General features: G+C 59.7%; 17 protein-coding genes and 3 rRNA genes. All 20 read right to left on the minus strand.

From position 1 onward, the window contains the following. Positions 1-70: 70 nt before the first annotated feature. The 20 genes from QM007_RS07840 to QM007_RS07935 all read right to left on the minus strand — a co-directional run bounded on the left by QM007_RS07840 (position 71) and on the right by QM007_RS07935 (position 25,409). Complete coding sequence (locus tag QM007_RS07840; RefSeq protein ID WP_283489449.1) at positions 71-1,504, minus strand: dihydrolipoyl dehydrogenase family protein; 1,434 nt, start codon at positions 1,502-1,504, stop codon at positions 71-73. Between the two features lie 17 nt (positions 1,505-1,521). Further along, on the minus strand, positions 1,522-2,496 hold the full coding sequence (locus QM007_RS07845; protein ID WP_283489450.1) for a site-specific tyrosine recombinase XerD: 975 nt from the start codon (positions 2,494-2,496) through the stop codon (positions 1,522-1,524). Position 2,497: 1 nt separating this feature from the next. Then, a complete protein-coding gene (locus QM007_RS07850) occupies positions 2,498-3,241 on the minus strand; it encodes an NUDIX domain-containing protein (RefSeq protein ID WP_283489451.1) in 744 nt (247 codons plus the stop codon). A 14-nt stretch (positions 3,242-3,255) separates the two neighbouring features. Beyond that, the gene (gene pyrG / locus QM007_RS07855) at positions 3,256-4,938 is read right to left on the minus strand and encodes a CTP synthase (RefSeq protein ID WP_283489452.1); all 1,683 of its coding nucleotides are present in this window, start codon (positions 4,936-4,938) and stop codon (positions 3,256-3,258) included. 97 nt (positions 4,939-5,035) lie between these two features. Next, positions 5,036-6,742: a DNA repair protein RecN gene (gene recN / locus QM007_RS07860; RefSeq protein ID WP_283489453.1), complete on the minus strand. Its 1,707-nt coding sequence runs from the start codon at positions 6,740-6,742 to the stop codon at positions 5,036-5,038. A 24-nt stretch (positions 6,743-6,766) separates the two neighbouring features. Beyond that, on the minus strand, positions 6,767-7,720 hold the full coding sequence (locus QM007_RS07865; RefSeq protein ID WP_283491021.1) for an NAD kinase: 954 nt from the start codon (positions 7,718-7,720) through the stop codon (positions 6,767-6,769). A gap of 133 nt (positions 7,721-7,853) precedes the next feature. Then, complete coding sequence (locus QM007_RS07870; RefSeq protein ID WP_283489454.1) at positions 7,854-8,606, minus strand: TlyA family RNA methyltransferase; 753 nt, start codon at positions 8,604-8,606, stop codon at positions 7,854-7,856. Positions 8,607-8,634: 28 nt separating this feature from the next. Beyond that, a complete protein-coding gene (locus QM007_RS07875) occupies positions 8,635-8,826 on the minus strand; it encodes a hypothetical protein (RefSeq protein ID WP_283489455.1) in 192 nt (63 codons plus the stop codon). Positions 8,827-8,830: 4 nt separating this feature from the next. Continuing rightward, positions 8,831-9,820, minus strand: coding sequence for an HAD-IIA family hydrolase (locus QM007_RS07880; protein WP_283489456.1), 990 nt, complete (start codon positions 9,818-9,820; stop codon positions 8,831-8,833). Beyond that, entirely contained in the window at positions 9,820-11,154 is a 1,335-nt protein-coding gene (locus QM007_RS07885) for a tetratricopeptide repeat protein (protein WP_283489457.1), read from the minus strand. Before QM007_RS07885 ends, QM007_RS07880 begins: the two co-directional genes overlap by 1 nt. Before the next feature lie 248 nt (positions 11,155-11,402). Next, a 5S ribosomal RNA gene (gene rrf, locus QM007_RS07890) occupies positions 11,403-11,519 on the minus strand. A 117-nt stretch (positions 11,520-11,636) separates the two neighbouring features. Beyond that, positions 11,637-14,732, minus strand: a 23S ribosomal RNA gene (locus QM007_RS07895). A 375-nt stretch (positions 14,733-15,107) separates the two neighbouring features. Next, positions 15,108-16,636, minus strand: a 16S ribosomal RNA gene (locus QM007_RS07900). Together the 16S, 23S and 5S rRNA genes form the textbook arrangement of a ribosomal RNA operon. An 848-nt stretch (positions 16,637-17,484) precedes the next feature. Next, positions 17,485-18,792, minus strand: a complete 1,308-nt coding sequence (gene tyrS, locus QM007_RS07905; protein ID WP_283489458.1) for a tyrosine--tRNA ligase — start codon at positions 18,790-18,792, stop codon at positions 17,485-17,487. Positions 18,793-18,994: 202 nt separating this feature from the next. Beyond that, entirely contained in the window at positions 18,995-21,295 is a 2,301-nt protein-coding gene (locus QM007_RS07910; protein WP_283489459.1) for a HelD family protein, read from the minus strand. 121 nt (positions 21,296-21,416) lie between these two features. After that, on the minus strand, positions 21,417-21,671 hold the full coding sequence (locus QM007_RS07915; protein WP_237186795.1) for a Txe/YoeB family addiction module toxin: 255 nt from the start codon (positions 21,669-21,671) through the stop codon (positions 21,417-21,419). A gap of 3 nt (positions 21,672-21,674) precedes the next feature. Beyond that, positions 21,675-21,929 carry a type II toxin-antitoxin system Phd/YefM family antitoxin gene (locus tag QM007_RS07920; RefSeq protein WP_237197118.1) on the minus strand — a complete coding sequence of 85 codons (255 nt, stop codon included), beginning with the start codon at positions 21,927-21,929 and terminating at the stop codon, positions 21,675-21,677. Between the two features lie 153 nt (positions 21,930-22,082). After that, complete coding sequence (locus QM007_RS07925) at positions 22,083-22,634, minus strand: adenine phosphoribosyltransferase (RefSeq protein ID WP_283489460.1); 552 nt, start codon at positions 22,632-22,634, stop codon at positions 22,083-22,085. A gap of 9 nt (positions 22,635-22,643) precedes the next feature. Then, positions 22,644-24,086 (minus strand): argininosuccinate lyase, encoded by a 1,443-nt coding sequence (gene argH / locus QM007_RS07930; RefSeq protein ID WP_283489461.1) that lies wholly within the window; start codon positions 24,084-24,086, stop codon positions 22,644-22,646. A 120-nt stretch (positions 24,087-24,206) separates the two neighbouring features. Then, on the minus strand, positions 24,207-25,409 hold the full coding sequence (locus QM007_RS07935; RefSeq protein WP_283489462.1) for an argininosuccinate synthase: 1,203 nt from the start codon (positions 25,407-25,409) through the stop codon (positions 24,207-24,209). Between the last annotated feature and the right edge of the window lie 30 nt (positions 25,410-25,439).

The raw sequence follows: 25,439 nt of genomic DNA on the forward strand, positions 1-25,439 counted from the left end.
GAGTCGGCTGGCTGAGAAGCTTCTTGTTTCTCAGCCAGCCGACTTTGTGCTATTTACCTATCTGGCAGTACTAGCGCAGCTCCCTAGGGAGTTTTTCAAGCAGCCTCAGCCAGATTTCTGAGGACGTTGGGTAGGCAGGTACCGCGTGCCGCAGCAGCTTAACGGGTAGCTGGGCGGTGACGGCAATCGTAGCTGCGTGCAGGAGCTCGGCAGCTTCCTCCCCTACAAAGACGGCACCCAGTAGGACGCCGGTGTCAGCATCAACGGTCAGTTCAGCAAAGCCCCGGTTGAGGTTAGACAGCAAGGAAGTACCGGCGGCCTCCTTCATGGTGGCCCGGCTGGTGGCCACGCTATGGCCCTGCTGGGCAGCCTGATGGGCGGTGAGTCCGACCTGGGCTACCTGGGGCTGACTAAAGATAACCTGGGGTACTGGAACTTCTTGTGCTGGGGCGTACTCTTCCTGCCCGGCGAGGGCGGCCCCTAGAACCCGTGCCCGGTATTTACCCTGGTGTGTAAGTAGTACCTGCCCGGCGGCGTCCCCGATTAGGTGGAGCCAGTCAGGCCCCTCACCAGCCAGAGCTGCCTCCGGGCTGAGACCAATAGTGTGGAGCCCTACCACTTCTAGGGCAGGGGTACGCCCGGTTGCTAGCAACAGTTCATCGCTGACCAGGGTCTGCCCGTCATCAAGGGTGAGCGTAACTTCCCCGCCGTGCACCCTACCGAGCCCTGTGGCGCTGGGGGCCTCGCGGCGAGCGTCCGCTACCCGGGCACCATAGCGGAGGGTGATGCCCAAGTCGATCAGAGCCGCAGCAATCATATCGCTGAGCCCCTCAATCTCTGCACCTAGCCTGCCCAAGAGGTGCTGGCCGCGTACCAGCAGGGTCACTTCGCTACCCAGGGCGGCCATCCAGGTTGCAGCTTCTACCGCAACCACGCCGCCGCCCACGATGGTAAGTCGCCGCGGTATCTCGATGACGCCGGTGACGTCCCTGTTATCCCAGGCCTCTAACCCCGCATAGAGATGAGGCACTCTGGCCTGCGATCCCGTTGCCAGCACAACGGCACGGCGGGCCTTAAGAATCCGGGTGGTTCCGTCAGCGGAGGTTACCGTGACGGTTTTATCACCGGTCAGTTCTCCGTGGCCGCGCACCACGGTAATACCGGCGGATTCGGCCCAGCGTACCTGGCCCTCATCCCGGTAACGAGAAACCCAGGCATCACGCCGTTTCAGCAGGTCAGCTGCGTTCACAGTGGTTCCGGTGAGGCCGGGTAGGTGTTGGGCAATCTGAGCTACCTGCAAGGGCCGCAGTAGGGCTTTGGAAGGCATACAGGCATAGTAGGAGCACTCCCCTCCCAGAAGTTCGTGCTCAATCAGAGCAACGCTCAACCCGCCCTGGGTGGCGTAGTCGGCAAGGTTCTCTCCCACCGGGCCAGCGCCGATGACTAGCACATCGAAGGTATCGGTATCTAAGCGGGCTTGGTCTGTCTGAGGGGTAGTAGTCATCGTTTTCTCTCGTATGTCTAGCGGGCGCGGGGGTGGCTAGCTGCAAAGACCTCGCGCAGGGTATCGGCGGTGACCTTGGTATAGACCTGGGTTGTGGTCACTGAGGCATGTCCCAGAAGTTCCTGCACCACGCGGATATCGGCCCCGCCCTCAAGCAGGTGGGTCGCAAAGGAGTGGCGCAGGGTATGCGGAGAAATCTCGGCCCGAATGTTCGCGCGTTCAGCGTGGTTTTTAAGGATGAGGTAGGCCCCCTGCCGGGTGATGCGTCCGCCCCTCGCATTGAGGAAGAGGGCAGCGCTTCCCCTGCCGCGGGAGGCGAGCGCCGGGCGTCCGCGCACCAGGTAGTCGTCGATAGCCCGGGCAGCGTAAGAGCCAACGGGCACCACCCTCTCCTTGTTGCCCTTGCCGAAGAGTCTGACGACAGCGGGCAACTGGGGGTTTTCTTCCGTGGGGTTCCGGTCAATGACTAGGTCATCAATGTCCACGGTGATAGCTTCGCTGATGCGGGCACCCGTGGAGTAGAGGAATTCGAGCAGGGCCCTATCGCGCAGCCCCGCGGGGGTGGCGGGGTCGGGGCTTTCAAGCAGGCGGGTGATGTCGGCTAGGGGTAGGGCCTTGGGCAGGCGGGCGGCGGGGGTGGGCGGGCGGACGGTCGCCGCGGGGTCTGTGGGGGTGGTGCCTTCTCGGTACCAGAAGGAGTGGGCGCCGCGTACGCCGCTGATGATGCGGGCGACCGATTTCGCGGCGAGATCTGCTCCCCCGTCCTTATCGGGTGCCGAGCAGTGGGCGGCGAAGTCTCGCACGTGTTTTTTGGTGATGGTGCGCGGGTCGATCACGCCCTGGCCTGCCAGGTAGGTGCTGTAGCGGGTGAGGTCGCGGCGGTAGGCTGCCTGGGTGTTGGCGGCTAGGCCGCGTTCGATGGCCAGGTGGTTGAGGTAGGCATCGATGGCCCTATCGAGCGGGGTGGGTGCAACCGGGGTGCTGGGGGCCACCTTAGAGACCTTCGGCGGGGCGGATTTCGCCGCGGTAGTTTGCCTCGCGCAGGGCGGGGTGGGCGGTGAAGGGAGCGGACGCCGGGTAGAGGGTTTCGAAGTTACGACGGGCTGCGGCGTCGGCGGCAAGAATCGCGTTGGTGGAGGCCGCGTTGTGGATTCGCCCGGCCAGCACAGCGCGGACGGCCTCATCGAGAGGTACCCAGCGCTGCACGATTTCTGATTCTTCGTGAACCCGCTCTTCGCGGTCTTCAGTGGGGATGGCGCTGAGATCGCGGGCCAGGTAGATGCGGCAGGCCTCGCCCATGCCGCCGGGTGAGTTGTAGAACTCCATGAGGGTGTCCCACCGGGCGGCTTGGAGGTCGGTTTCTTCTGCCAGTTCACGGGCGGCAGCGTGCACGGGGTCTTCGCCATCGATGTCGAGTAGACCTGCGGGGATTTCCCACAGGTTGGCGCGGACGGGGTGGCGGTACTGGTTGATGAGCAGCACCTCGTTCTTCTCGTTGAGAGCAAGGACGGCAACCGCCCCAGGATGCAACAGAAAATCTCGTTCGAAGGGTTCGGCGCCTTCTTCCAGCGCTATGCCCTCGCGGATAACGTCCCAGACGTAGCCCTCAAATTTGGTGGTGCGGCTGGTGACGAAGCGGGGGTTAGCGATGTCAGCGATTGTATCTTGGGTCGCGGCGAGCGCCGGGGCGTCGAGGCGGGGGGCGTCCCCCACCTCATACGAGAGATTCTGTTGCATACCTTAGAACAGTACTAGCCGTTCTTGCGAGCCTCAAGTGCCGCCTTGATGAGCCCAGCAAAGAGGGGGTGGGGGCGGGTGGGGCGGGAGCGGTATTCCGGGTGGGCCTGGGTGGCGATGTAGTAGGGGTGCTCGCTCACGGGTAGCTCGACGAACTCCACCAGGGACGAGTCGGGTGAAGTACCAGAGATAACTAGCCCGGCTTCTTCCAGTTGCTGGCGGTAGTCGTTGTTGACCTCGTAGCGGTGGCGGTGGCGTTCTGCGACCTCGGTTGCCCCGTAGATGCTTTCGGCCAGTGAGCCTGCTGCCAGGGTTGCCGGGTAGAGGCCCAGGCGCATGGTACCGCCCAGGTCGCCTGCGCCGTCCACGAAGGCCTTCTGCTCTTCGATGGTGGCGATCAGCGGGGATGCGGTCTCGGGGTCGAACTCTGTCGATGAGGCGTCCTTGATACCGAGTACGTTGCGGGCGTATTCAAGCACCATGGACTGCAGACCTAGGCAGATACCCAGGGTCGGAATCTTGTGTTCGCGGGCGTGGCGCAGGGCGCCAATTTTGCCGTCCAGGCCACGGATGCCGAAGCCGCCGGGTACGAGAATGGCGTCCATGCCGCGCAGCTGGTGGGCGGCGTCCTCGCGGCTCGCGCAGAGGTCGGCAGCAACCCATTTGATATTGACCTTAGCGTCGTTGGCAAAGCCGCCGGCGCGCAGGGCCTCAGTGACCGACAGGTAGGCATCGGGCAGGTCGATGTATTTGCCGACCAGAGCAACGTTGACCTCAGTCTTGGGGGTGTGGACGGCGCTCAGCAGCTTATCCCACTGGGTGAAGTCAACGGGGTTCGCGTCGATCCCCAGGTAGTCCAGGATGTAGGCGTCGAGGTTCTGGCTGTGCAGGGTCTTGGGGATGTCATAGATGCTGGGGGCGTCAGCGCAGGAGATAACGGCCTCGGGCTCTACGTCGCAGGCGTGACCAATCTTGATCTTGTGTGACTCGGGCACTTCGCGTTCACAGCGCAGGATCAGGCCGTCGGGAATAATGCCCAGGCCACGCAGGGCAGCAACGGAGTGCTGGGTGGGCTTGGTCTTCAGCTCGCCGGACGGCCCGATGAAGGGCACCAGAGACACGTGCAGGAAGAAGACGTTGCGGCGGCCCACATCGCGACGGACCTGGCGGGCTGCTTCGAGGAAGGGCAGGGATTCGATGTCGCCCACGGTGCCACCGATTTCGGTGATGATGATGTCGGGGGCGTTCTCGCCTTCAGCGGGAAGGCGCATGCGGCGCTTAATTTCGTCGGTGATATGGGGAATGACCTGCACGGTATCGCCCAGGTATTCGCCGCGGCGTTCCTTGGCGATGACGTGGGAGTAGACCTGACCGGTGGTGACGTTAGCTGCCTGGGAGAGGTTCTCGTCGAGGAAGCGTTCGTAGTGGCCGATGTCGAGGTCGGTTTCTGCCCCGTCGTCGGTGACGAATACTTCACCGTGCTGGAAGGGATTCATGGTGCCGGGATCGACGTTGAGATAGGGGTCGAGCTTCTGCATGGTCACTGAGAGACCGCGGGAGCGAAGAAGTCGGCCGAGAGATGAGGCTGAGAGGCCTTTGCCGAGAGATGATGCTACGCCGCCGGTGACGAAAATCTGGCGGGTGACTTTACTGTTGTTTGATGCGTTTGTATCTACCACGGAATTCCAGCCTATCACCGTTTCTGTTTCGCGCGTGTAAACACTGTGGGGCAGGGCCCGGTGGGCGGACGCCTGCCCCGGCTTCTACTGAGCAGGTAGGGCACCTGCCCGGGGGCTAGGTCTGGCCGGCATCGGCCAGGAGTTCTCGGGCGTGTTCCTGGGCTGCTGCCGACTGATCGTGACCAGAGAGCATGCGGGCAAGCTCTACGACTCGTTCCTCGGGTGTGAGAACCTGCACACGAGAGAGGGAGCCGTCATCGTTTTTGCGTACCAGGATGTGCTGGTCTGCAAAGGCTGCTACCTGGGGCAGGTGGGTGACCACCAGTACCTGCACGTTCTTAGCGAGCATAGCCAGGCGGCGGCCGATTTCGATGGCGGCTTTACCACCAACGCCGGAGTCCACCTCGTCAAAGATGAAGGTGGGCACGGGATCTACTTCTGAGAGCACCACTTCAAGGGCCAGCATCACGCGAGAGAGCTCACCGCCCGAGGCGCCCTTGCCTAGGGGGCGGGGTACGGCCTGGGTGTGGGGAGCCAGCATGAAGGTCACCGCGTCCTTACCAAAGCGGTGGAACTTCTCGGTTTCTTCCACCTCAACCACCAGCGAGGCGTTGGGCATGGCCAGGGCTGAGAGTTCCTTGCTGACGGAGGCAGCCAGTTTGCGGGCTGCCTTGGTACGCAGGTCGGTGAGCTCTGCTGCCTGCTCCTCCAGGGTCTCGCGCAACTGGCGCAGTTCGGCTTCCAGGGCCTCCTGGCGGGCTGGGTCATCCGAGAGGGTTTCCAGACGGGCCCGAGATTCTTCTGCCCAGGCCAGCACCTCGGCAATATCAGCCCCGTACTTGCGGGTCAGGCTCTTGAGCTGGGCCCGGCGGTGCTCGACCTCAGCCAGGCGCTCAGGCCCCTCGGTATCTAGCCGCGAGGTGTAGGCCGAGATTTCTTCGGCAATGTCGGTCACATGGATCAGGGCCTCGTTCAGCCGTCCGGCGAGAGCTGCTAGGTCGGCGTCCGCATCTGCTTCTGCGGCCAGGGCGGTGCGGGCGGCATCGAGCAGCCCCAGCACGTTGGGCTCATCCGCATCCCCGTATTCGGTGCCCGACAGAGCGGCGGACGCCGTCGCCGCAGCTAGGCGCAGAGACTCAACGTTGGCCAGTTTTTGGCTTTCTGCCCGCAGGGCCTCATCTTCGCCCTCGGCAGGCTGCACCGAATCAATTTCTGCCAGAGCGCCCTGCAGGGTCTGGGCTTCCAGAGCGCGGGCGCGGGTGTTTTCGCGGACGTCGCGCAGCTCCCCGGCGGCCTGGCGGTAGCGTTCGTAGTTGACGGTGTAGGCCGCCAAAAGCTTTTCAAGTTTTTTCCCGGCGTAGGAGTCCAAAGCGTGACGCTGTTCGGCGGCGTCCTTGAGTCGCAGCTGGTCGGACTGGCCGTGCACCGCAACCAGGGTATGGCCGATGTCAGCCAGGGTGCCGATAGGGGCAGAGACACCGCCCACGTGAGCGCGGGAGCGACCGGCGGCACTGACGGTGCGGGCCAGAAGTAGCTCGGCAGATCCACCGTCGAGTTCCTCAACCGAACCGCCGGCGTCCTCGGCTAGGGTGAGTGCCCGGTGCCCCTGAGGCAGGCGGATAACGGCCTCGGCCAGGGCGTTCTTAGCGCCGTTGCGCACGCTAGAGGCATCGGAGCGAGCGCCCAGCAGCATGCCCAGAGCCGTCACGACCATGGTTTTACCGGCACCCGTCTCACCGGTCAGCACTGAGAAGCCGGGTTCAAGAGGTAGGCGGGCGTCGGTAATAACGCCCAGATCGCGTAGGTGAATTTCTTCAATCACGAGGGAAAAACTTTCTTGACGAGGTTAGTCGTTACGAATGACGGTCAGGGCGCTGGTCGCAGGCCCGGGGGTGTGGGGGCCGCGCCAGCCCGCAATGGGTAGCTCGAACTTCTTGACCAGGCGCTCTGAGAAGGGGGCCGGGTGCATACGGGCCAGGCGGACGGGCTTGGACGAGCGGGTTACCTCGACGCGGGCCCCGGGAGGCAGGTCGCGGGTACGGCGTCCGTCGCACCAGAGCACACCTTCTGCCCCGTTGGTGGAAATCAGCTCTACCGCCATCATCGAGGTCGGTGCGGTGACCAGGGGGCGGGCAAAAAGAGCGTGGGCCGAGAGGGGCACCATCAGCATAGCCTCAACGCTGGGCCAGACGACCGGGCCACCGCCAGAGAACGCGTAGGCGGTTGAACCGGTCGGAGTTGCCAGCACCACGCCGTCACAGCCAAAGGACGAGAGCGGGCGCCGGTCTACCTCAATGACCACCTCGATCATTTTTTCGCGGTTGCCCTTTTCAACGCTGGCCTCGTTAAGGGCCCAGGTTTCAAGAATTTTCTGGCTGCCGTCCCAGACCTTCACGTCGATTGCCATGCGCTCTTCGACCGTGTAGTCACCCGAGACTACTCGCTCAACGGTTTCGGTCAGGTCGAACTCTTCGGCCTCTGCAAGAAATCCTACGTGGCCAAGGTTGACACCGATGAGGGGTATCTGGGTGTGGCGAATCATCTCGGCGGCGCGCAGAATCGACCCGTCACCGCCCAGCACCATACCCAGTTCAATGTCTTTGAGGGCAACCGACTCATGGGCCACAGCTACCGGCACGGGGTTCTCCCATTTTTCGGTCAGAGCTTCCAGGTCAGCGCGATTCATCACGGGCACCAGTCCAGCCCGGTGCAGCTGCGTGCAGGTAGCACGAGCAGCGTTGCGGGCTTCAAGACGGCCGGTATGGGCGAAGACAAGAATATTGCGCTCCCCCGGCGTCATGGTCTGCTGGGGCGTGAGGGCGGTGTCAGGTGTTTCGTTCACACTTTTAGGCTAGCTGACCGTAGGCGGTTTTGCTGTTTTTCTGGGCCCAACACACCGGATTTTTTCGAATATTTATTCGACTTTGGGTGTCTTATGAAGCGGGGGTTGCTTCGTCAGGCTTGCGGCACCAGAGGAAGAATTCTACGTTGCCGTCCTGTCCCGGCAGGGGGCTTTCCTGCTCCCCCAGCACGAGCAGGCCGGCGTCCTGCGCTGCTGCGCGGACGGACGCCACAGCGTCCGCTCTCGCCTCGGGATCGGTTACCACCCCGCCCTTGCCGATGCGGGCAGGGCCCACCTCAAACTGGGGTTTGACCATGAGCAGCAGATCCCCGCCTGCAGCCGTTGCCCGGGCCAGTGGTTCGACGACCTTGGTCAGGGAGATAAAGCTCAGGTCTGAGACCGTAAGGGCTACCTGCCCGCCGATGTCATCGGGGTTCATGTGCCGCACGTTCATGCCCTCATACACATCAACGTCCGGGTGGTTCCGTATCTGCTCGACCAACTGGTCGTGCCCCACATCGACCGCCGCAACGCGGCTGGCGCCCCGGCGCAAGAGCACGTCGGTAAACCCGCCGGTGGAGGCGCCTGCGTCCAGGCAGAATTTACCGGCAACGGTGACCTCGGGGAAGGCGTCCAGCGCCCCGGCCAGCTTGTGCCCGGCGCGGCTCACGTACTCGGTCAGCTCGCTGCGGCGGACGCGGACGCGGTCCCCCTCCTTCAGCTTTTGGGCTGGCTTCGTCACGGTACGGCCGTTCACGCTGATGTGCCCGCCCTCAACCATCTTGGCTGCCAGCGTGCGGGAGCGGGCAATCTTTGCCTGCACCATGTACTGGTCCAGTCGCATATTCTTCCTTCCCGCTCCGCGCTCGGCTCTAGCGGCTTGTATCTAGGTCTTCTTTGAGGGCGGACGCCAGCTGGCCCAGCCTCTCGATGCGTTCGGTGGCGTCCAGGGCCAGGGCAGCGGTTAGAGCTTCCTCAAATTCGGGGTCTAGCTCCTCGGTTTCCTCAGCCGGGGGTGTCGCTGCCGTCTGTTCTAGGGGCTCGGGTCGGCGGCGCTCGTCCACTCCCCTAGCCACGGTGCACCGCGACGGGTGAAACGGGGGCGGACGCATCGGGGTGGGCAGCCCACCAGGCTGCACAGGCCACACGCCAGCTATCGATCTCGCTACCCTCACCGGTGATGGTGATCTCGGTATCGTTTGCATCTGCCAGCCAGCCTGCCCCCTGGGCACTCATGCCGGTAGCGTTTGCCTGCACCTGAATCTGGGGATAGTCCTCAAAGAAACCGGCGAGATCTTCCAGAATATAGGTGGGACGCTCCACCGGAATAGCCGCCAGAATACTCTGGTAGGTCTCCACGCCTGTCATCACCACGGCTGTCGCCATGGCGGCCCGGTTGCCGCCCTGAATATCGGTATCCAGACGGTCACCCACCACCACGGGCCGCTGCGAGTTCAGCTTCTGAGCTGCGGTCACAAAAATCGGAGACTCGGGTTTCCCTGCCACCTGCGGGGTGCGCCCGGTAGCCGTCGCCACAGCCCCCACCAGGGTGCCGTTACCGGGGGCGATGCCGCGTTCCTTAGGAATCGTAAAGTCGGTGTTGGAGGCAACCCATAGAACCTTCTCATCAGCCAGGGTATAGGCGGCTTCAGCGAGGTCTTCCCACACGATCTTGGGGTTGAATCCTTGAGCAACCGCAACCGGCTCATCAGCCTGGCTATCGACGGGGGTTAGCCCGGCAGCCGCCACGCAATCGGCCAGAGCCTGTGCCCCGGTGATCAGTACCTTAGCCCCGGCAGGGAGCTGGGCCTTCAGCAGTTCAGCCGCAGCCTGGGCAGAGCTAATCACATAGTCGGCATCGGTGTTGACGCCGAGTTCCACCAGGTGATCAGCAACGGCCTGGACGCTGCGCGAGGCATTGTTGGTCACGAAGGCTACCGGAACCCCGGCGTCCTGGGCCCTGTTCAGAGCCTCCGGGGCACCTTCAATAGCGAAGGGTCCCGCATACACTACACCGTCAAGGTCAGAGAGAATAGCGTCGTGGGCTGCCAGCAGCATTAGTCGCGGTCCTCCTCAACAGCTTCAGCAGACAGCTCGAAGAGGGCTTCTTCCTCTGCCTGGTCTTCGCTCACTACGGTTTCAGTGGTCGTCAGGGTTTCATCGACCTCAAAAAGAGCGCCGTCTTCGCTGGCTTCAGGCTCTTCTGCCGTTACTGCATCGGCAACCTCAGTCTCGGTGACTTCAGCAGCGTCTGCTTCCTCGTCGGCCTCTGCAGCTTCAGCAGCCGGTGCCTGGGCTTCAGCCGCTTCTAGGTCAACGGAGGGTTCTTCGGGTTCAAGCAGGTCCTGTTCAGTGAAGATATCGAAGATCTCAGGTTCGACGAAGTCACCCTGACCCAGCGCAGCTTCGGTCATCAGGGCTAGGCGGGCCCAACGGGCAGCTTCCTTACCTCGACCATCCTGCTCAAGGAGTTCTGCGTAGGTATTGAAGAGACGGGGTGAGTAGTCAAAGCCGCGCTTAGGGTTCAGCTCAGGAATCTCAAGGGCCTTGATAGCCTTCTTCAGCTCCCCCTGGTCACTGTAGATACCGGAGACCACGATAGCGACCTCGGAGCGGACGCCCGCCGGCACGTCCTCGTTCTTGGCTTCTTCTGCCAGGGTCAATGCCTTTTCGATACGGCCCAGGGCACGCTCACAGTCGACGAGCAGAGCCAGGTGTTCGTTGGAACCTGAGATACGGCGGTGAGTACGCAGCTCGCGCAAGGCAAGCTCGAAGTCTTCAGCGGCGTAGGCGGCGATACCGACGACCTCGCGGACGACACCAATACGGCCAGCTCGCTTTGAGGCAGCAACAGCGTGCTCAAGAGCAAAGTCAGGGTCGATATCGAGGTAACGCCCCACCATGACCAGGTGCTTAGCCACAGTATCAGAGTTCTGGGCTTCTAGCTGGCGCAGGGCACGCAGAGTCCAGTTTTCAAGCTCTTTACCGGTGACGTCGGTATCGATCTCGGGTGCATTCTTTGACGGACGGTAGTCACCGCTGGGGTTCTTTGCCTCAGCAGTAAAGTTACGGTCTTTGCGCTCCCCCTGGAAGCCACGCTTATTCTGGTCGCGGTCGAAGTTCTTGCGGGGGCCATTACCCTTACGGTCGAAGGAGCGTTCGCCGCGGCCGTTACCGTTGTTTTTACGGTCGTCGAAGCGCTTGCCACCGCCGCGGTTCTTATCGAAGGGCTTCTTCTTGTCACCGAATGGGCGGTCACCGTCGCGCTTGGTGTAGCCGCTGTCGTTACGGTCGGAGCGGTCGCTGCGGTAGGGGCGTGAGGAGTTACGGTCGTTGTTCTTCTTGTAGCCACCGCGGTTTTTATCTGAGTGGTTACGTGAGTATTCAGCCAAGTGAGCTCCTCTATGGTATTTGTGGTGGGGTTTGGGCGCTTCTTTGCCCTGTCTTATGCTAGGTTCTAGTTTATCTGGCTTGGGGTAGCTTGCGTAGGGGCTGCCTGGTCTTACCGGTGCGTTTTCAGGCACACAGCTCCGCGCTTACCTGTAGCTTTAAAACAAAAATGGCTCGGAGCGATAGCTCCGAGCCACAAATAAAAAGGTCCTGGACAAACAGCCCAGGACCTTCCAATATCCCAATCAAAAACCGGCAGTAACCTACTCTCCCACACCGTCACCAGTGCAGTACCATCGGCGCAAAGAGCCTTAACTTCCGGGTTCGGGATGGAACCGGGTGTTTCCCTCTCGCTATAACCACCGTAAACCAACGATGCACCACCCCACCCACAACAAAGAAGGGGGCAGCAATAACAAACCCAACAGGGTTGTTATCTCAAAACCATACAGTGGACACAAACAACACAAGCACACTAGTTATAAAGTGTAAGCCTTCGGACTATTAGTACCAGTCAACTCCACGGGCATTCCCCGCGTCCATACCTAGCCTATCAACCCCATCATCTATAGGGATCCTCACACAGCCCAAAGCTGCCAGGAAATCTCATCTCGAAACAGGCTTCCCGCTTAGATGCTTTCAGCGGTTATCCCTCCCGAACGTAGCCAATCAGCCATGCACCTGGCGGTACAACTGACATACCAGAGGTTCGTCCGTCCCGGTCCTCTCGTACTAAGGACAGCCTTTCTCAAATTTCCAACGCGCGCAGCGGATAGGGACCGAACTGTCTCACGACGTTCTGAACCCAGCTCGCGTACCGCTTTAATGGGCGAACAGCCCAACCCTTGGGACCAACTCCAGCCCCAGGATGCGACGAGCCGACATCGAGGTGCCAAACCATGCCGTCGATATGGACTCTTGGGCAAGATCAGCCTGTTATCCCCGAGGTACCTTTTATCCGTTGAGCGACGGCCGTTCCACAACGTACCGCCGGATCACTAGTCCCGACTTTCGTCCCTGCTCGACCTGCCAGTCTCACAGTCAAGCTCCCTTGTGCACTTACACTCAACACCTGATTGCCAACCAGGCTGAGGGAACCTTTGGGCGCCTCCGTTACTTTTTGGGAGGCAACCGCCCCAGTTAAACTACCCATCAGGCACTGTCCCTGACCCGGATCACGGGCCGAAGTTAGACATCCAGAGCGACCAGAGTGGTATTTCAACAACGACTCCACACGAACTAGCGTCCATGCTTCACAGTCTCCCACCTATCCTACACAAGCCGCACCGAACACCAATACCAAACTATAGTAAAGGTCACGGGGTCTTTCCGTCCTGCTGCGCGAAACGAGCATCTTTACTCGTACTGCAATTTCGCCGAGTTCATGGTTGAGACAGTAGGGAAGTCGTTACTCCATTCGTGCAGGTCGGAACTTACCCGACAAGGAATTTCGCTACCTTAGGATGGTTATAGTTACCACCGCCGTTTACTGGGGCTTAAATTCTCAGCTTCGCCCACAAGGGGCTAACCAATCCTCTTAACCTTCCAGCACCGGGCAGGAGTCAGTCCGTATACATCGTCTTACGACTTCGCACGGACCTGTGTTTTTGATAAACAGTCGCTTCCCCCAATTCTCTGCGACCCATACACGCTCACGGTCGCACGGACCGGTCACGCTCAAGGCTCCCCTTCTCCCGAAGTTACGGGGACATTTTGCCGAGTTCCTTAACCATGATTCTCTCGATCGCCTTAGTATTCTCTACCTGATCACCTGTGTCGGTTTCGGGTACGGGCGGCTAAAACCTCACGTCGATGCTTTTCTCGGCAGCATAGGATCACCAAATCCCCCAATAACGGGGTCCCATCACGTCTCAGGCCAACACCGGCGCATTTAACAACCGGATACCCTACACGCTTAGACCACGACAACCATCGCGTGGCTTGGCTACCTTCCTGCGTCACACCTGTTAATACGTTTACCTCCAAAAATCGGGTCCTGCAGTCCACCACAAGCTCCCCAACACAAGTGAAGGGGTTACAAACGGCTTCTCACAGTTAGCATCAAAATATCAGTATGGGCGGTTTTTCACCGGTACGGGAATATCAACCCGTTATCCATCGACTACGCCTGTCGGCCTCGCCTTAGGCCCCGACTAACCCAGGGCAGATTAGCTTGACCCTGGAACCCTTGATCATCCGGCGCACGGGTTTCTCACCCGTGATTCGCTACTCATGCCTGCATTCTCACTCGCATACCCTCCACCACTGGTTTACACCGCAGCTTCACCGGATACACGACGCTCCCCTACCCAACCAAGCACAACGCTTGATTGCCATAACTTCGGTGGTGTACTTGAGCCCCGCTACATTATCGGCGCAGAATCACTTGACCAGTGAGCTATTACGCACTCTTTCAAGGGTGGCTGCTTCTAAGCCAACCTCCTGGTTGTCTAAGCAACTCCACATCCTTTCCCACTTAGTACACGCTTAGGGACCTTAGTTGATGGTCTGGGCTGTTTCCCTCTCGACAATGAAGCTTATCCCCCACTGTCTCACTGCTACGCTCTCACTTACCGGCATTCGGAGTTTAGCTGACGTCAGTAACCCTGTGGGGCCCATCGGCCATCCAGTAGCTCTACCTCCGGCAAGAAACACGCAACGCTGCACCTAAATGCATTTCGGGGAGAACCAGCTATCACAGAGTTTGATTGGCCTTTCACCCCTATCCACAGCTCATCCCCTCCATTTTCAACTGAAGTGGGTTCGGTCCTCCACGACGTCTTACCGTCGCTTCAACCTGGCCATGGATAGATCACTCCGCTTCGGGTCTAGATCCTGCCACTCACTCGCCCTATTCAGACTCGCTTTCGCTACGGCTTCCCCACACGGGTTAACCTCGCGACAGAACACTAACTCGCAGGCTCATTCTTCAAAAGGCACGCTGTCACCCCACAAGGCTCCAACGGCTTGTAAGCACACGGTTTCAGGTACTATTTCACTCCCCTCCCGGGGTACTTTTCACCATTCCCTCACGGTACTGATTCACTATCGGTCACTAGAAAGTATTTAGACTTACCAGGTGGTCCTGGCAGATTCACACGAGATTCCACGAGCCCCGTGCTACTCGGGTGGCACACACGCGGTCTAACACATTACGATTACAGGACTCTCACCCTCTCCGGTCGCCCATCCCAAGGCGTTCACCTACATGCTAGAACATCACGTCAACAGCCGGTTGAAACTGTTATGCGTACTCCCACAACCCCCATGATGCAACCCTCAACCGGTATCACACACCACAGGTTTAGTCTCTTCCGCTTTCGCTCGCCACTACTCACAGAATCATTAGTTATTTTCTCTTCCTGAGGGTACTGAGATGTTTCACTTCCCCTCGTTCCCTCCAACCAGCCTATACATTCAACTGGTGGTAACAAACCATGATGGCTTGCTGGGTTTCCCCATTCGGACATCCTGGGATCAACGCCCTGTTATCGGCTTCCCCAGGCTTTTCGCAGATTCACACGTCCTTCATCGGCTTCTAGTGCCAAGGCATCCACCGTGTGCCCTTAATAACTTACACACAGATAAAATCAAAGATAATAAAACCTTGACTAACTAAGTACAAAATCAAAAGTATCAAAGAAACCCAATCATAAGAGATTGAGAAATCTTCATTACATTCGAAGATGCTCGCGTCCACTATACAGTTCTCAAACAACAACCCGATACCACTCGAGGCAACCAAAGACAAAGCTCAGTCACTACTCTCGTGCCGGGAACCTGAGAGCAACAAACCACATATGGCTTGTTACCTCAAAACCCAAAAGCGCACCAACATTACACACATTCTCATCAGCACCACAAGGGCACCTGAACTAACATTCCACCCATGAGCAAACCACCCAAACGACACTCGCGTTCAGCGTGGCTCAACCAATACGTTGAAGCTCCTTAGAAAGGAGGTGATCCAGCCGCACCTTCCGGTACGGCTACCTTGTTACGACTTAGTCCCAATCGCCAATCCCACCTTCGACGACTCCCTCCCACAAGGGGTTAGGCCATCGGCTTCGGGTGTTACCAACTTTCGTGACTTGACGGGCGGTGTGTACAAGGCCCGGGAACGTATTCACCGCAGCGTTGCTGATCTGCGATTACTAGCGACTCCGACTTCATGGGGTCGAGTTGCAGACCCCAATCCGAACTGAGACCGGCTTTTTGGGATTAGCTCAACCTCACAGTATCGCAACCCTTTGTACCGGCCATTGTAGCATGCGTGAAGCCCAAGACATAAGGGGCATGATGATTTGACGTCATCCCCACCTTCCTCCGAGTTGACCCCGGCAGTCTCCTATGAGTCCCCACCATTACGTGCTGGCAACATAGAACGAGGGTTGCGCTCGTTGCGGGACTTAACCCAACATCTCACGACACGAGCTGACGACAACCATGCACCACCTGTATACCAGCCCCGAAGGGAAACTCTATCTCTAGAGCGGTCCGGTATATGTCAAGCCTTGGTAAGGTTCTTCGCGTTGCATCGAATTAATCCGCATGCTCCGCCGCTTGTGCGGGCCCCCGTCAATTTCTTTGAGTTTTAGCCTTGCGGCCGTACTCCCCAGGCGGGGCACTTAATGCGTTAGCTACGGCGCGGAAAACGTGGAATGCCCCCCACACCTAGTGCCCAACGTTTACGGCATGGACTACCAGGGTATCTAATCCTGTTTGCTCCCCATGCTTTCGCTTCTCAGCGTCAGTTACAGCCCAGAGACCTGCCTTCGCCATTGGTGTTCCTCCTGATATCTGCGCATTTCACCGCTACACCAGGAATTCCAGTCTCCCCTACTGCACTCTAGTTAGCCCGTACCCACTGCAAACCCGGGGTTAAGCCCCGGGCTTTCACAGCAGACGCGACAAACCGCCTACAAGCTCTTTACGCCCAATAATTCCGGACAACGCTCGCGCCCTACGTATTACCGCGGCTGCTGGCACGTAGTTAGCCGGCGCTTCTTCTGCAGGTACCGTCACTTTCGCTTCTTCCCTGCTGAAAGAGGTTTACAACCCGAAGGCCGTCATCCCTCACGCGGCGTCGCTGCATCAGGCTTGCGCCCATTGTGCAATATTCCCCACTGCTGCCTCCCGTAGGAGTCTGGGCCGTGTCTCAGTCCCAGTGTGGCCGGTCACCCTCTCAGGCCGGCTACCCGTCGTCGCCTTGGTGAGCCGTTACCTCACCAACAAGCTGATAGGCCGTGAGCCCATCTAAAACCAGTACATATCCCTTTCCACCAGCATCCCATGCGGGAACTAGTCGTATCCGGTATTAGACCTCGTTTCCAAGGCTTATCCCAGAGTTAAAGGCAGGTTACTCACGTATTACTCACCCGTTCGCCACTAATCCACCCAGCAAGCTGGGCTTCATCGTTCGACTTGCATGTGTTAAGCACGCCGCCAGCGTTCGTCCTGAGCCAGAATCAAACTCTCCGTTGAAAAAATGAAGTAGTTGATGATCCTGGTCTCTGATTGTTAGCGAACCATTCACCACGGGGTGGTGTGGTTCGAGCTGACGAATCTGAAACCATATGATTATCAAATTCTGTGAGAAACCAAAGGGGTTTCTCACATCTTGTATAAATATTTGGTATCAGTTCAATTTCCGCACTACCAGTGTGTTCATGTGTGAACACTAGTGTGTAGTGTGGACGATAAGAATGTTATTTATAACATTGGTACGCTATTGAGTTTTCAAGCAACAAACCGCATTCTCAACCCTAGCCAGTTGAACCTGGCCGGTGTTTCGTATCGGTCATTCTCAAGTTTTGTGTCACCCCGTTTGGGCAACTCGTTTAGTCTATAATGCTTTCTCCATCATCGCAACTCGCTAGAGCGTAATAATGGCCACAAGCTCTTTTCTTTACTTCAAAGCCTTAGCTTCAAACCCGAAAACCAGTTCAATCAACTTTACCTGGGAGTCTTTATCGACTCAACTTGTGGTGCACTATTCGATTATTTTTCGCTTTGGGCCGGTTCCCCGTGCCTCAGCGACTCGTTATACTTTACGCAGGTTTTTTGGAGCACGCAACCCGATTGGGGCTCTTTTTCCCTCAAAACACCACCGAAACCCACACAATCAAAGGTGTTTCCCCTAGTAAACAGCGTGTTAAATTTTCTCAAAAATATTTTGAAAAACTTTTCTAGCCTCGCAGAACCCTGCCCAGGCCCAACTCCGTTTTTGTCCGCTTTTACCGCCCTGGCAAGCGCAAATAACAAAACCCGCCCCACTCCCTCCCTGTGTAAGGATGAGAGGTGGGGCGGGTGTCCTCGCTCAAGAGAAGAACTTACTGGGCAACCTCAACAACTGCCATGTTCTTCTTGCCGCGGCGAACCACCGCGTACTTGCCTAGAAGCAGGTCGGACTCGGTGAGGGCGGCGTCCTCGCCCTGTACCTTGACGTTGTTGATGGCAGCGCCGCCTTCCTTGAGGGTGCGGCGGGCCTCGGACTTAGAAGCAGAAAGGCCGGTCTCGGTCAGCACCGTCACCATGCCCAGCTGGTTAGCTGAAAGCACAGCGTGGGGCAGCTCGGCGGTAGCGGCCTTGAGGGTGGCCTCGTCCAGGGCAGCGAAATCGCCCTTGCCGAAGAGAGCCTCAGAAGCAGCGATCACCTTTTCGGTTGCTTCAACACCGTGTACCAGAGAGGTCACCTCGTAGGCCAGGGTCTTCTGGGCTAGGCGCTTGAAGGGCTCTTCTTCAACAGACTTCTGCAGGGCAGCAATTTCGTCGCGGGTCTTGAAGGTGAAGACCTTGAGACGGTCAGCTACGTCAGCATCGGCAGTGTTGAGCCAGAACTGGTAGAAGGCGTAGGGTGAGCACATCTCGGGGTCCAACCAGATAGCGTTACCCTCAGACTTACCGAACTTGGTGCCATCAGAGTTAGTAATCAGCGGAGTACCCAGGGCGTGGACAGACTTACCGGTGACCTTGCGTACCAGCTCGGTACCGCTGGTCAGGTTGCCCCACTGATCGGAGCCACCGCACTGCAGAGTCACGCCGTGGCGGCGGTTGAGTTCAAGGAAGTCATTGCCCTGCAGAATCTGGTAGGAGAACTCGGTGTAGGAGATGCCCTCTTCAGAGTTCAGGCGCTTAGACACGATTTCCTTTTTAATCATGGTGCCCACGCGGAAGTTCTTACCGATTTCGCGCAGGAAATCGATGGCAGACAGTTCGCTGGTCCAGTCCAGGTTATTGACCATCTGGGCCCCGTTCTCACCCTCAAAGGACAAGAAACGCTCAATCTGGCCGCGCAGACGGCTTACCCATCCTTCAACTACATCGCGGGAGTTGAGCACGCGCTCAGAGGTCTGGCGGGGGTCACCAATCAGGCCGGTAGCGCCGCCGACCAGGCCGAAGGGGCGGTGGCCAGCCAGCTGTAGGCGACGCATGAGCAACAGCTGGACCAGGTGCCCCAGGTGCAGGGAAGCTGCGGTGGGGTCGTAACCGATATAGAAGTTCACGGTCTCTTCAGCCAGCGCCTTCTCAAGGGCTTCTTCATCGGTGCTGACGTGCACAAAGCCACGCCACTTCAATTCCTGCCAGATATTCTCGAAGGAATCATCGTTGTGCTGAGCTGCAAGAGTCTCTTCAGACACGGTTACTCCATGGTTAGTAATGAACAAAAAGCAGTGACAAAGCCACCTCTACAAAGGTACCAGTTCACCGCGGGGGACGGGCAGCGGGCACTTCCGGTGTTCTCTGATTGAAAGAAAGAGAAAGGACGCCCCCCTCCCCCGCTTCCCTGCCGCGGGCAGGAAAGGGGGTGGGAGCGTCCTTGCGCTACGGAATCTCGTGCAGCTACTCGGTAGGAGCGATACCCGTGGGCAGTTCACGAGAAGCGAGCAGGTGCAGGCGCTGGGTGGGGCGGGTCATGGAGACATACAGGTCACCCACCGAACCGTTAGCTGCACGCACCAGGTCGGCAGGCTCAACGATGATTACGGTGTCGAACTCCAGGCCCTTGGCTTCCCAGGGAGTCAGAATCAGCACCTGGTGTTCCAGGGCAGAGGCCGAGGTGCCTAGCTTACCCTTGTGCTCGGCAGCAATCGCCAGGGCGGTCTCGCGGTAGCGTTCCTCGCTGACAATCACGCCGATGAGGCCGCCGGCGCCCTGCTCCAGCTCATCGCTGACGGTGCTCACCACAGCCGGGTAGAGGGCCTCCTCACCCACGATATGGGCGGATGGCGCCCAGTTACCCTCGCGCACAGCGCGGGGGGCTGAAATCTCCAGGCCGGCAGCGCGGGCAACCGCAACAGCGGCGTCCGAAATCTGGGCGGGGGTGCGGTAGTTGACGGTCAGCTCATCCAGGGTGAAGCGCTCCCCCACAAAAGGCTCAAGAGCCTGCGCCCAGGACTGTGACGCTGCTGCCGAAGACGCCTGCGCGATATCGCCAACAATCGTGAAGGACTTCATGGGGCAGCGGCGCATGAGCAGGCGCCACTGCATGGGGGAAAGCTCCTGAGCCTCGTCAACCACCACATGCCCGTAAGCCCAGGTGCGGTCGGCCTGCGCGGCGCGGGCGGCGGTCATTCGCTCGCCACGTTCCTCGTTCAGCTCGGCAATTTGCTCGGCGGTGACCACGCCGTCCACGCCCATATCGGCAAGCTGCTGGTCCACGTTCTCCAGGGCCTTACGGGCGTTTTCGAGATTGGCCTGGTGGGCAGCCTCGGCGCGGGCAGCGGCTCCGGCACCGGCGACCTTGGAAAAATCACCGAGAAGCTCCGCTGCCTCATCAAGCAGGGGCACATCGGACTCGGTAAAAGGCAGGTTCGCTGCGCGCGCCAGGACGTCACGCTCAGCGTCGGTGAGGACGCCCGCGGTTGCGCTCTGCAGGTACTCCGGCTTTGAAAACAGCGAGCGCACCATGGTCTCGGGTGACAGGGGCATCCAGGCGAGGTTGATGGCTCGGCGGACGTCCAGGGACCCGCGGACATCATCTTCAAGGTAGGGGCGGTCAACCGCGTGACCGGCGGCGGCGTCCAGCTTTTCGTTGAGCTGGACGGTAAGCTCTTTCAGGAGCACCTTCACAAAGGTCTCGCGGGCCTCGTTGTGGGGCTTGCCGGTGGAGCGGGCGGTGGCGCGGGCGTGCTTGACCATGCCGGGGGTCATCTCGATGGCGGTGGAATCCACGTACATCTTCACGGGCTTGGCCGGCACTTTCTGACGGTCGGCTACAGCATTTTTGATGACCTCGGCCATGCGCAGGTCGCCCTTGATCTGGGCAACTGTGGGATCGGTTTCGGGTACAGCCTTAATACCGGGGTACAGGGTAGCTAGGGACGACATCACCACGCCGGTCTCGCCCAGGGAGGGCAGCACGCGCTCGATGTACCACATAAAGGAGGCGGAGGGGCCAACGACCAGAACACCAGCGTTGTTGAGACGCTCGCGGAAGGTGTAAAGCAGGTAGGCGGCACGGTGCAGGGCAACGGCGGTTTTACCGGTACCGGGGCCGCCCTGCACAACGCGGACACCCGCCAGGTCGGCGCGGATGATAGCGTCCTGCTCTGCCTGGATGGTCGCCACGATATCGCCCATGCGGCCGGTGCGCTTGCGGTTCAGGGCCGCCAGCAGGGCGCCCTCGCCGTGCAGGTTCTCATCGCCGTCTTCGAGCAGGGTTGAGTCGAGCACGTCGTCTTCGAAGCCGGTTACTTCCCGGCGCTCTAGCATCAGGTGGCGGCGGCGGCGCACACCCTGCCGGTTGAAAGCGGTAGCCTGGTAGAAGGTGCCCGCTTCGGGGGCGCGCCAGTCAATGAGCAGGCGCTCGTGGTCTTCGGTTGCCAGGCCGATACGGCCGATATAGCGGATAGCCTCGTCGTCGAGGTCAAGGCGGCCAAAAGCCAGGCGGTGATCAACCGCGTTGTACTGGGCCAGGCGGTCTTCATAATGCTGGGCGTAGGCGTCACGCTCTGAACGGTTCTGGTGGCTACCAACGGCCTGGTTCTTGCGGGTACTCTTGAGCTTTTTCTCGTTAATCTCTCGAAGCTCATCAAGGCGGGCGTACAGCCTGCCCACGTAGGCTCGTTCACCTGCCAGCTGAGCCTCGTAGGCTTTTTCAGCGGCAGTCTGCTCACCGGTTGCGGTTGTGTTCTCGGTCAAGAGGGAACCCTTCATCGCGGAAAATTCAAGCCCTCCATTCTACCCGTACACCCGAGCAAAAAGAAAGGACGCCCGCGGCAGCTCGGCGGGGCAGGGTACCCAGACTTTCAATCGCTGCCTATCAGTAGTGGTATCTGCAGGCGGCAATCAAGATTGACGTATCTGTTATCGCATAAATAAGTCTGTGTTCGTCTGTAATCCGCCGCGACCAGAACCCTGACCAGTCGTGTTTAAGGGCCTCGGGTTTGCCGATACCCTCGTGCCCGTTGCGGGCAATATCTTTAATCAGAGTGTTAATGCGTTTAAGGACTTTGCGGTCCTGCTGCTGCCACCAGAGGTAGTCTTCCCAGGCGTTTTCATCCCACACAATTTTCATGGCTTACTCTTCAATCAGCTGATGCTCTTCCCCCAGACCAGCTTTCAGCCGCGCGATGGAGTCAGAGATTCGACGAGCGTTCCGGGGAGAGCGCATGAGGTAGGCGGCTTCTTTGAGGGACTCGTAGTCTTCAAGCGATAGCATGACGACGGGGTCGTGCCCCACTCTAGTGATGACGACTTCTTCGCGGTCGTTGATAACAGAATCCATGACCTCTGCATACCGAGCCCGAGATTCTGAATAGGTCATTGTTTTCATACCACACAGCCTTTCTTGTACAACCAATTGTACGTCCAGCAGTTTCTCCCAGGAAGCCTAACCGAAACAAAAGACCCCGGTTTTCGTGCATTCACCCCAGGTAAAAACCGTGGTAGATGCACAAAAACCGGGGTACTACGCGCAGGGCAGTCTCTACTCGGCAACCAGCGACAGAGCCTCCAGGCGGTGGCCAGCCAGGATCTCGCGTCCGCCCAGGCCCTCAAGCTCCAGGAGCACGCCAATGCCAGCGACCTTCAGGTCAGCCATCTCCATCAGGTGGGTAGCTGCCTCAAGGGTGCCGCCGGTGGCCAGAAGGTCATCCACAATCAGCACACGGGAACCTGCCGGGATATCGTCCTTGTGAATCTCAATCGCAGCCTGACCGTACTCCAGAGAGTATTCCTTCATGTAGGTATCGCGCGGCAGCTTACCGGCCTTACGCACGGTCATGACGCCGGTACCGGCAATGTAGGCGATAGCCGAAGCCATCAGGAAGCCACGCGCCTCAACACCAGCGACGATATCGAACTGTCCCTCGAACCTGCGGACGAGCTCCTCCATGGACGCACGGAACACCTGCGGGTTAGCGAACAGGGTGGTCACGTCGTAGAAGAGGATGCCCTCTTTGGGGTAGTCCTGAATCTGTGCGCAGGCAGCAGGAATCTGCTTCTCAAGGGGTAGGGAAGAATCAACGGGCTTAATCATGCTTTTAGCCTAGCTGATGACCTGGGGGCGGGCCGCGAAAGCACGCGCAGGTTCTAGCTCACTCTTGAGCGCTTCCAGCTGGGCGGCAACAGCAGACGGGGCGGTGCCGCCCTGGGCGCTCCGGGAGTTCAAAGATCCCTCAACGGTGAGCACTTCGCGGACGCCCGCGTGCAGGGCAGGTGAGATCGCCAGGTAGTCCTCGTCAGTCAGATCCCACAGCTCGCAGTCCTTTTCTTCGCAGACGCGCACAGCTTCACCGGCCAGTTCGTGGGCCACGCGGAAGGGCACGCCCTCGCGCACCAGCCACTCGGCAAGGTCCGTCGCCAGGGCAAAGCCCTGGGGAGCCAGCTCAGCTAGGCGGTCGGTGTTGAAGGTGAGGGTGGCAATCATGCCGGAGACTGCGGGCAGCAGAACTTCAAGCTGGTCGATGGCGTCAAAGACCGGTTCCTTGTCTTCCTGCAGGTCGCGGTTGTAGGCCAGGGGCAGGGCCTTCAGGGTTGCCAGCAGACCGGTAAGGTCACCGATGAGACGGCCGGCCTTACCGCGGGCAAGCTCAGCGATATCGGGGTTCTTCTTCTGCGGCATAATCGATGAGCCGGTGGAGAAAGAATCGTGCAGGGTTACGAAGGAGAACTCCTTGGTAGCCCAGAGAATAACCTCTTCGGAGATACGGGAGAGGTCTACCGAAATCATGGCGGCAATCCAGGCGAACTCGGCGTAGACATCGCGGGAGGCGGTGCCGTCGATAGAGTTGTGGGTTGCGGAGTTGAAGCCCAGGTCAGCGGCTACAGCTTCGGGGTCCAGCCCCAGGGAAGAGCCCGCGAGCGCCCCGGAACCGTAGGGGGAAACGGCGGCGCGCTTGTCCCAGTCAATCAGGCGGTCAAGGTCGCGGGACAGGGCCCAGGCGTGGGCCAGGAACTGGTGGGAGAGCAGGACGGGCTGGGCGTGCTGCAGGTGGGTGCGGCCGGGCATGGGGGCGTAGGGGTGAGCCTCGGACTGGGCGATTAGGGCGTCGATGGTACCCATGACGCCCTGGGCGATAATGGAGGCGTGATCGCGCAGGTACATGCGTCCCAAGGTAGCAATCTGGTCGTTGCGGGAGCGGCCCGCGCGCAGCTTGCCGCCCAGTTCTGCACCGGCACGTTCAATCAGACCCTTTTCCAGGGAGCCGTGCACGTCTTCGTCTGACTCGGCCGGGGTATAGGCACCGGAACGCACGTCGGCTTCGAGCTGGTCGAGGGCAGCAATCATGCCGATGAGCTCGTCGTCGGTGAGAAGACCAGCCTTAGCCAACACACGGGCATGGGCGCGGGAGCCTGCAATATCGTAGGGCGCTAGACGCCAGTCGAACTGGGTTGACTTCGACAGGGCGGCAAGAGCCTCAGAGGGGCCGCCTGCGAAGCGTCCGCCCCAGAGAGCGCCATCGTTGGTACCGTGCTTTTCAGCTGACATGTTGTTACCTTTGCGGGGTTGGGAAAATCGTGCGGGGTAAGGCAAAAACCGCCCGCCGGCGTCCTCACCCTTGAGCAGGGTAAGGACGCGCGGGGTTGGGCGGCTGAAGCGGGGCCGGTTTTAGAGGCCCAGGCGCTGGTCGCGGGCTGAAGCGACCTTGGAGGACAAACCGAACAGCTCAATGAAGCCGCGGGCCATGGACTGGTCGAAGGTGTCGCCCTCATCGTAGGTGGCCAGGTTGAAGTCGTAGAGGGAGGTCTCTGACTTACGGCCGGTAACAACGGCGCGGCCACCGTGCAGGTCCATGCGGATATCGCCGTTGACCATCTTCTGGGTGTCGTTGATGAAGGCGTCCAGGGACTTCTTCAGCGGGGAGAACCACTGGCCGTCGTAGACCAGTTCGGTCCAACGCTGGCCAACAATCTTCTTGAAGCGGGCTTGCTCGCGCTCGATGGTGACGTTTTCGAGTTCCTTGTGGGCAGCCATGAGGGCCATAGCGCCGGGGGCCTCGTAGATTTCGCGGGACTTGATGCCGACCAGACGGTCTTCAACGATGTCGATACGGCCGATGCCCTGGGCACCTGCACGGCGGTTCATAATCTCGATAGCTTCAAGCGGGGTGACAGCCTGGCCGTCGATGGCAACGGGGATGCCTTCCTTGAAGGAGATGACGACGGTATCGGGGGTGGGGGCGAAGGTGGGGTCGTCGGTGTAGTCGTAGACGTCCTTGGTGGGACCGTTCCAGATGTCTTCGAGGAAGCCGGTTTCAACCGCGCGGCCCCAGACGTTCTGGTCGATGGAGAAGGGGTTCTTCTTGGTGGTGACAATCGGCAGGTTGTTCTTTTCTGCGTAGTCGATGGCCTTCTCACGGGTCAGGGCCAGGTCACGTACGGGGGCGATGCACTTGAGTTCGGGGCCCAGGGTCTGGATGCCAACCTCAAAGCGGACCTGGTCGTTACCCTTGCCGGTGCAGCCGTGGGCAACGGTGGTGGCACCGAACTGCTTGGCGGCGGCCACCAGGTGCTTGGTAATGACGGGGCGGGAAACAGCCGATACCAGGGGGTAGGCGTCCATGTAGAGGGCGTTGGCCTTGAGGGCGGGCATGCAGTACTCGTTGGCAAATTCATCGCGGGCATCTGCCACGTAGGCTTCTACAGCACCGCAGTCGAGAGCACGCTGGCGGATGGTCTCAAGATCCTCGCCGCCCTGCCCTACGTCAACGGCAACGGCAATAACTTCTGCGCCGGTAGCTTCGCCGATCCAGCCGATGGCAACTGAGGTGTCGAGACCGCCTGAGTAGGCCAGGACGATGCGCTCTTTCATGGTGCTCCTTGAGATTTTACGTTCAGGGAC

This window comes from Rothia sp. SD9660Na, assembly GCF_030064065.1.
Lineage (GTDB): Bacteria > Actinomycetota > Actinomycetes > Actinomycetales > Micrococcaceae > Rothia.

Bases quoted from the DNA above. Each gene is read 5' to 3' on its own strand.
- QM007_RS07840 (WP_283489449.1), bottom strand. From the start codon at position 1,504: ATGACTACTACCCCTCAGACAGACCAAGCCCGCTTAGATACCGATACC.
- QM007_RS07850 (WP_283489451.1), bottom strand. From the start codon at position 3,241: ATGCAACAGAATCTCTCGTATGAGGTGGGGGACGCCCCCCGCCTCGAC.
- QM007_RS07865 (WP_283491021.1), bottom strand. From the start codon at position 7,720: ATGACGCCGGGGGAGCGCAATATTCTTGTCTTCGCCCATACCGGCCGT.
- QM007_RS07870 (WP_283489454.1), bottom strand. From the start codon at position 8,606: ATGCGACTGGACCAGTACATGGTGCAGGCAAAGATTGCCCGCTCCCGC.
- QM007_RS07880 (WP_283489456.1), bottom strand. From the start codon at position 9,820: ATGCTGCTGGCAGCCCACGACGCTATTCTCTCTGACCTTGACGGTGTA.
- QM007_RS07915 (WP_237186795.1), bottom strand. From the start codon at position 21,671: ATGAAAATTGTGTGGGATGAAAACGCCTGGGAAGACTACCTCTGGTGG.
- QM007_RS07920 (WP_237197118.1), bottom strand. From the start codon at position 21,929: ATGAAAACAATGACCTATTCAGAATCTCGGGCTCGGTATGCAGAGGTC.
- QM007_RS07925 (WP_283489460.1), bottom strand. From the start codon at position 22,634: ATGATTAAGCCCGTTGATTCTTCCCTACCCCTTGAGAAGCAGATTCCT.
- argH (WP_283489461.1), bottom strand. From the start codon at position 24,086: ATGTCAGCTGAAAAGCACGGTACCAACGATGGCGCTCTCTGGGGCGGA.
- QM007_RS07935 (WP_283489462.1), bottom strand. From the start codon at position 25,409: ATGAAAGAGCGCATCGTCCTGGCCTACTCAGGCGGTCTCGACACCTCA.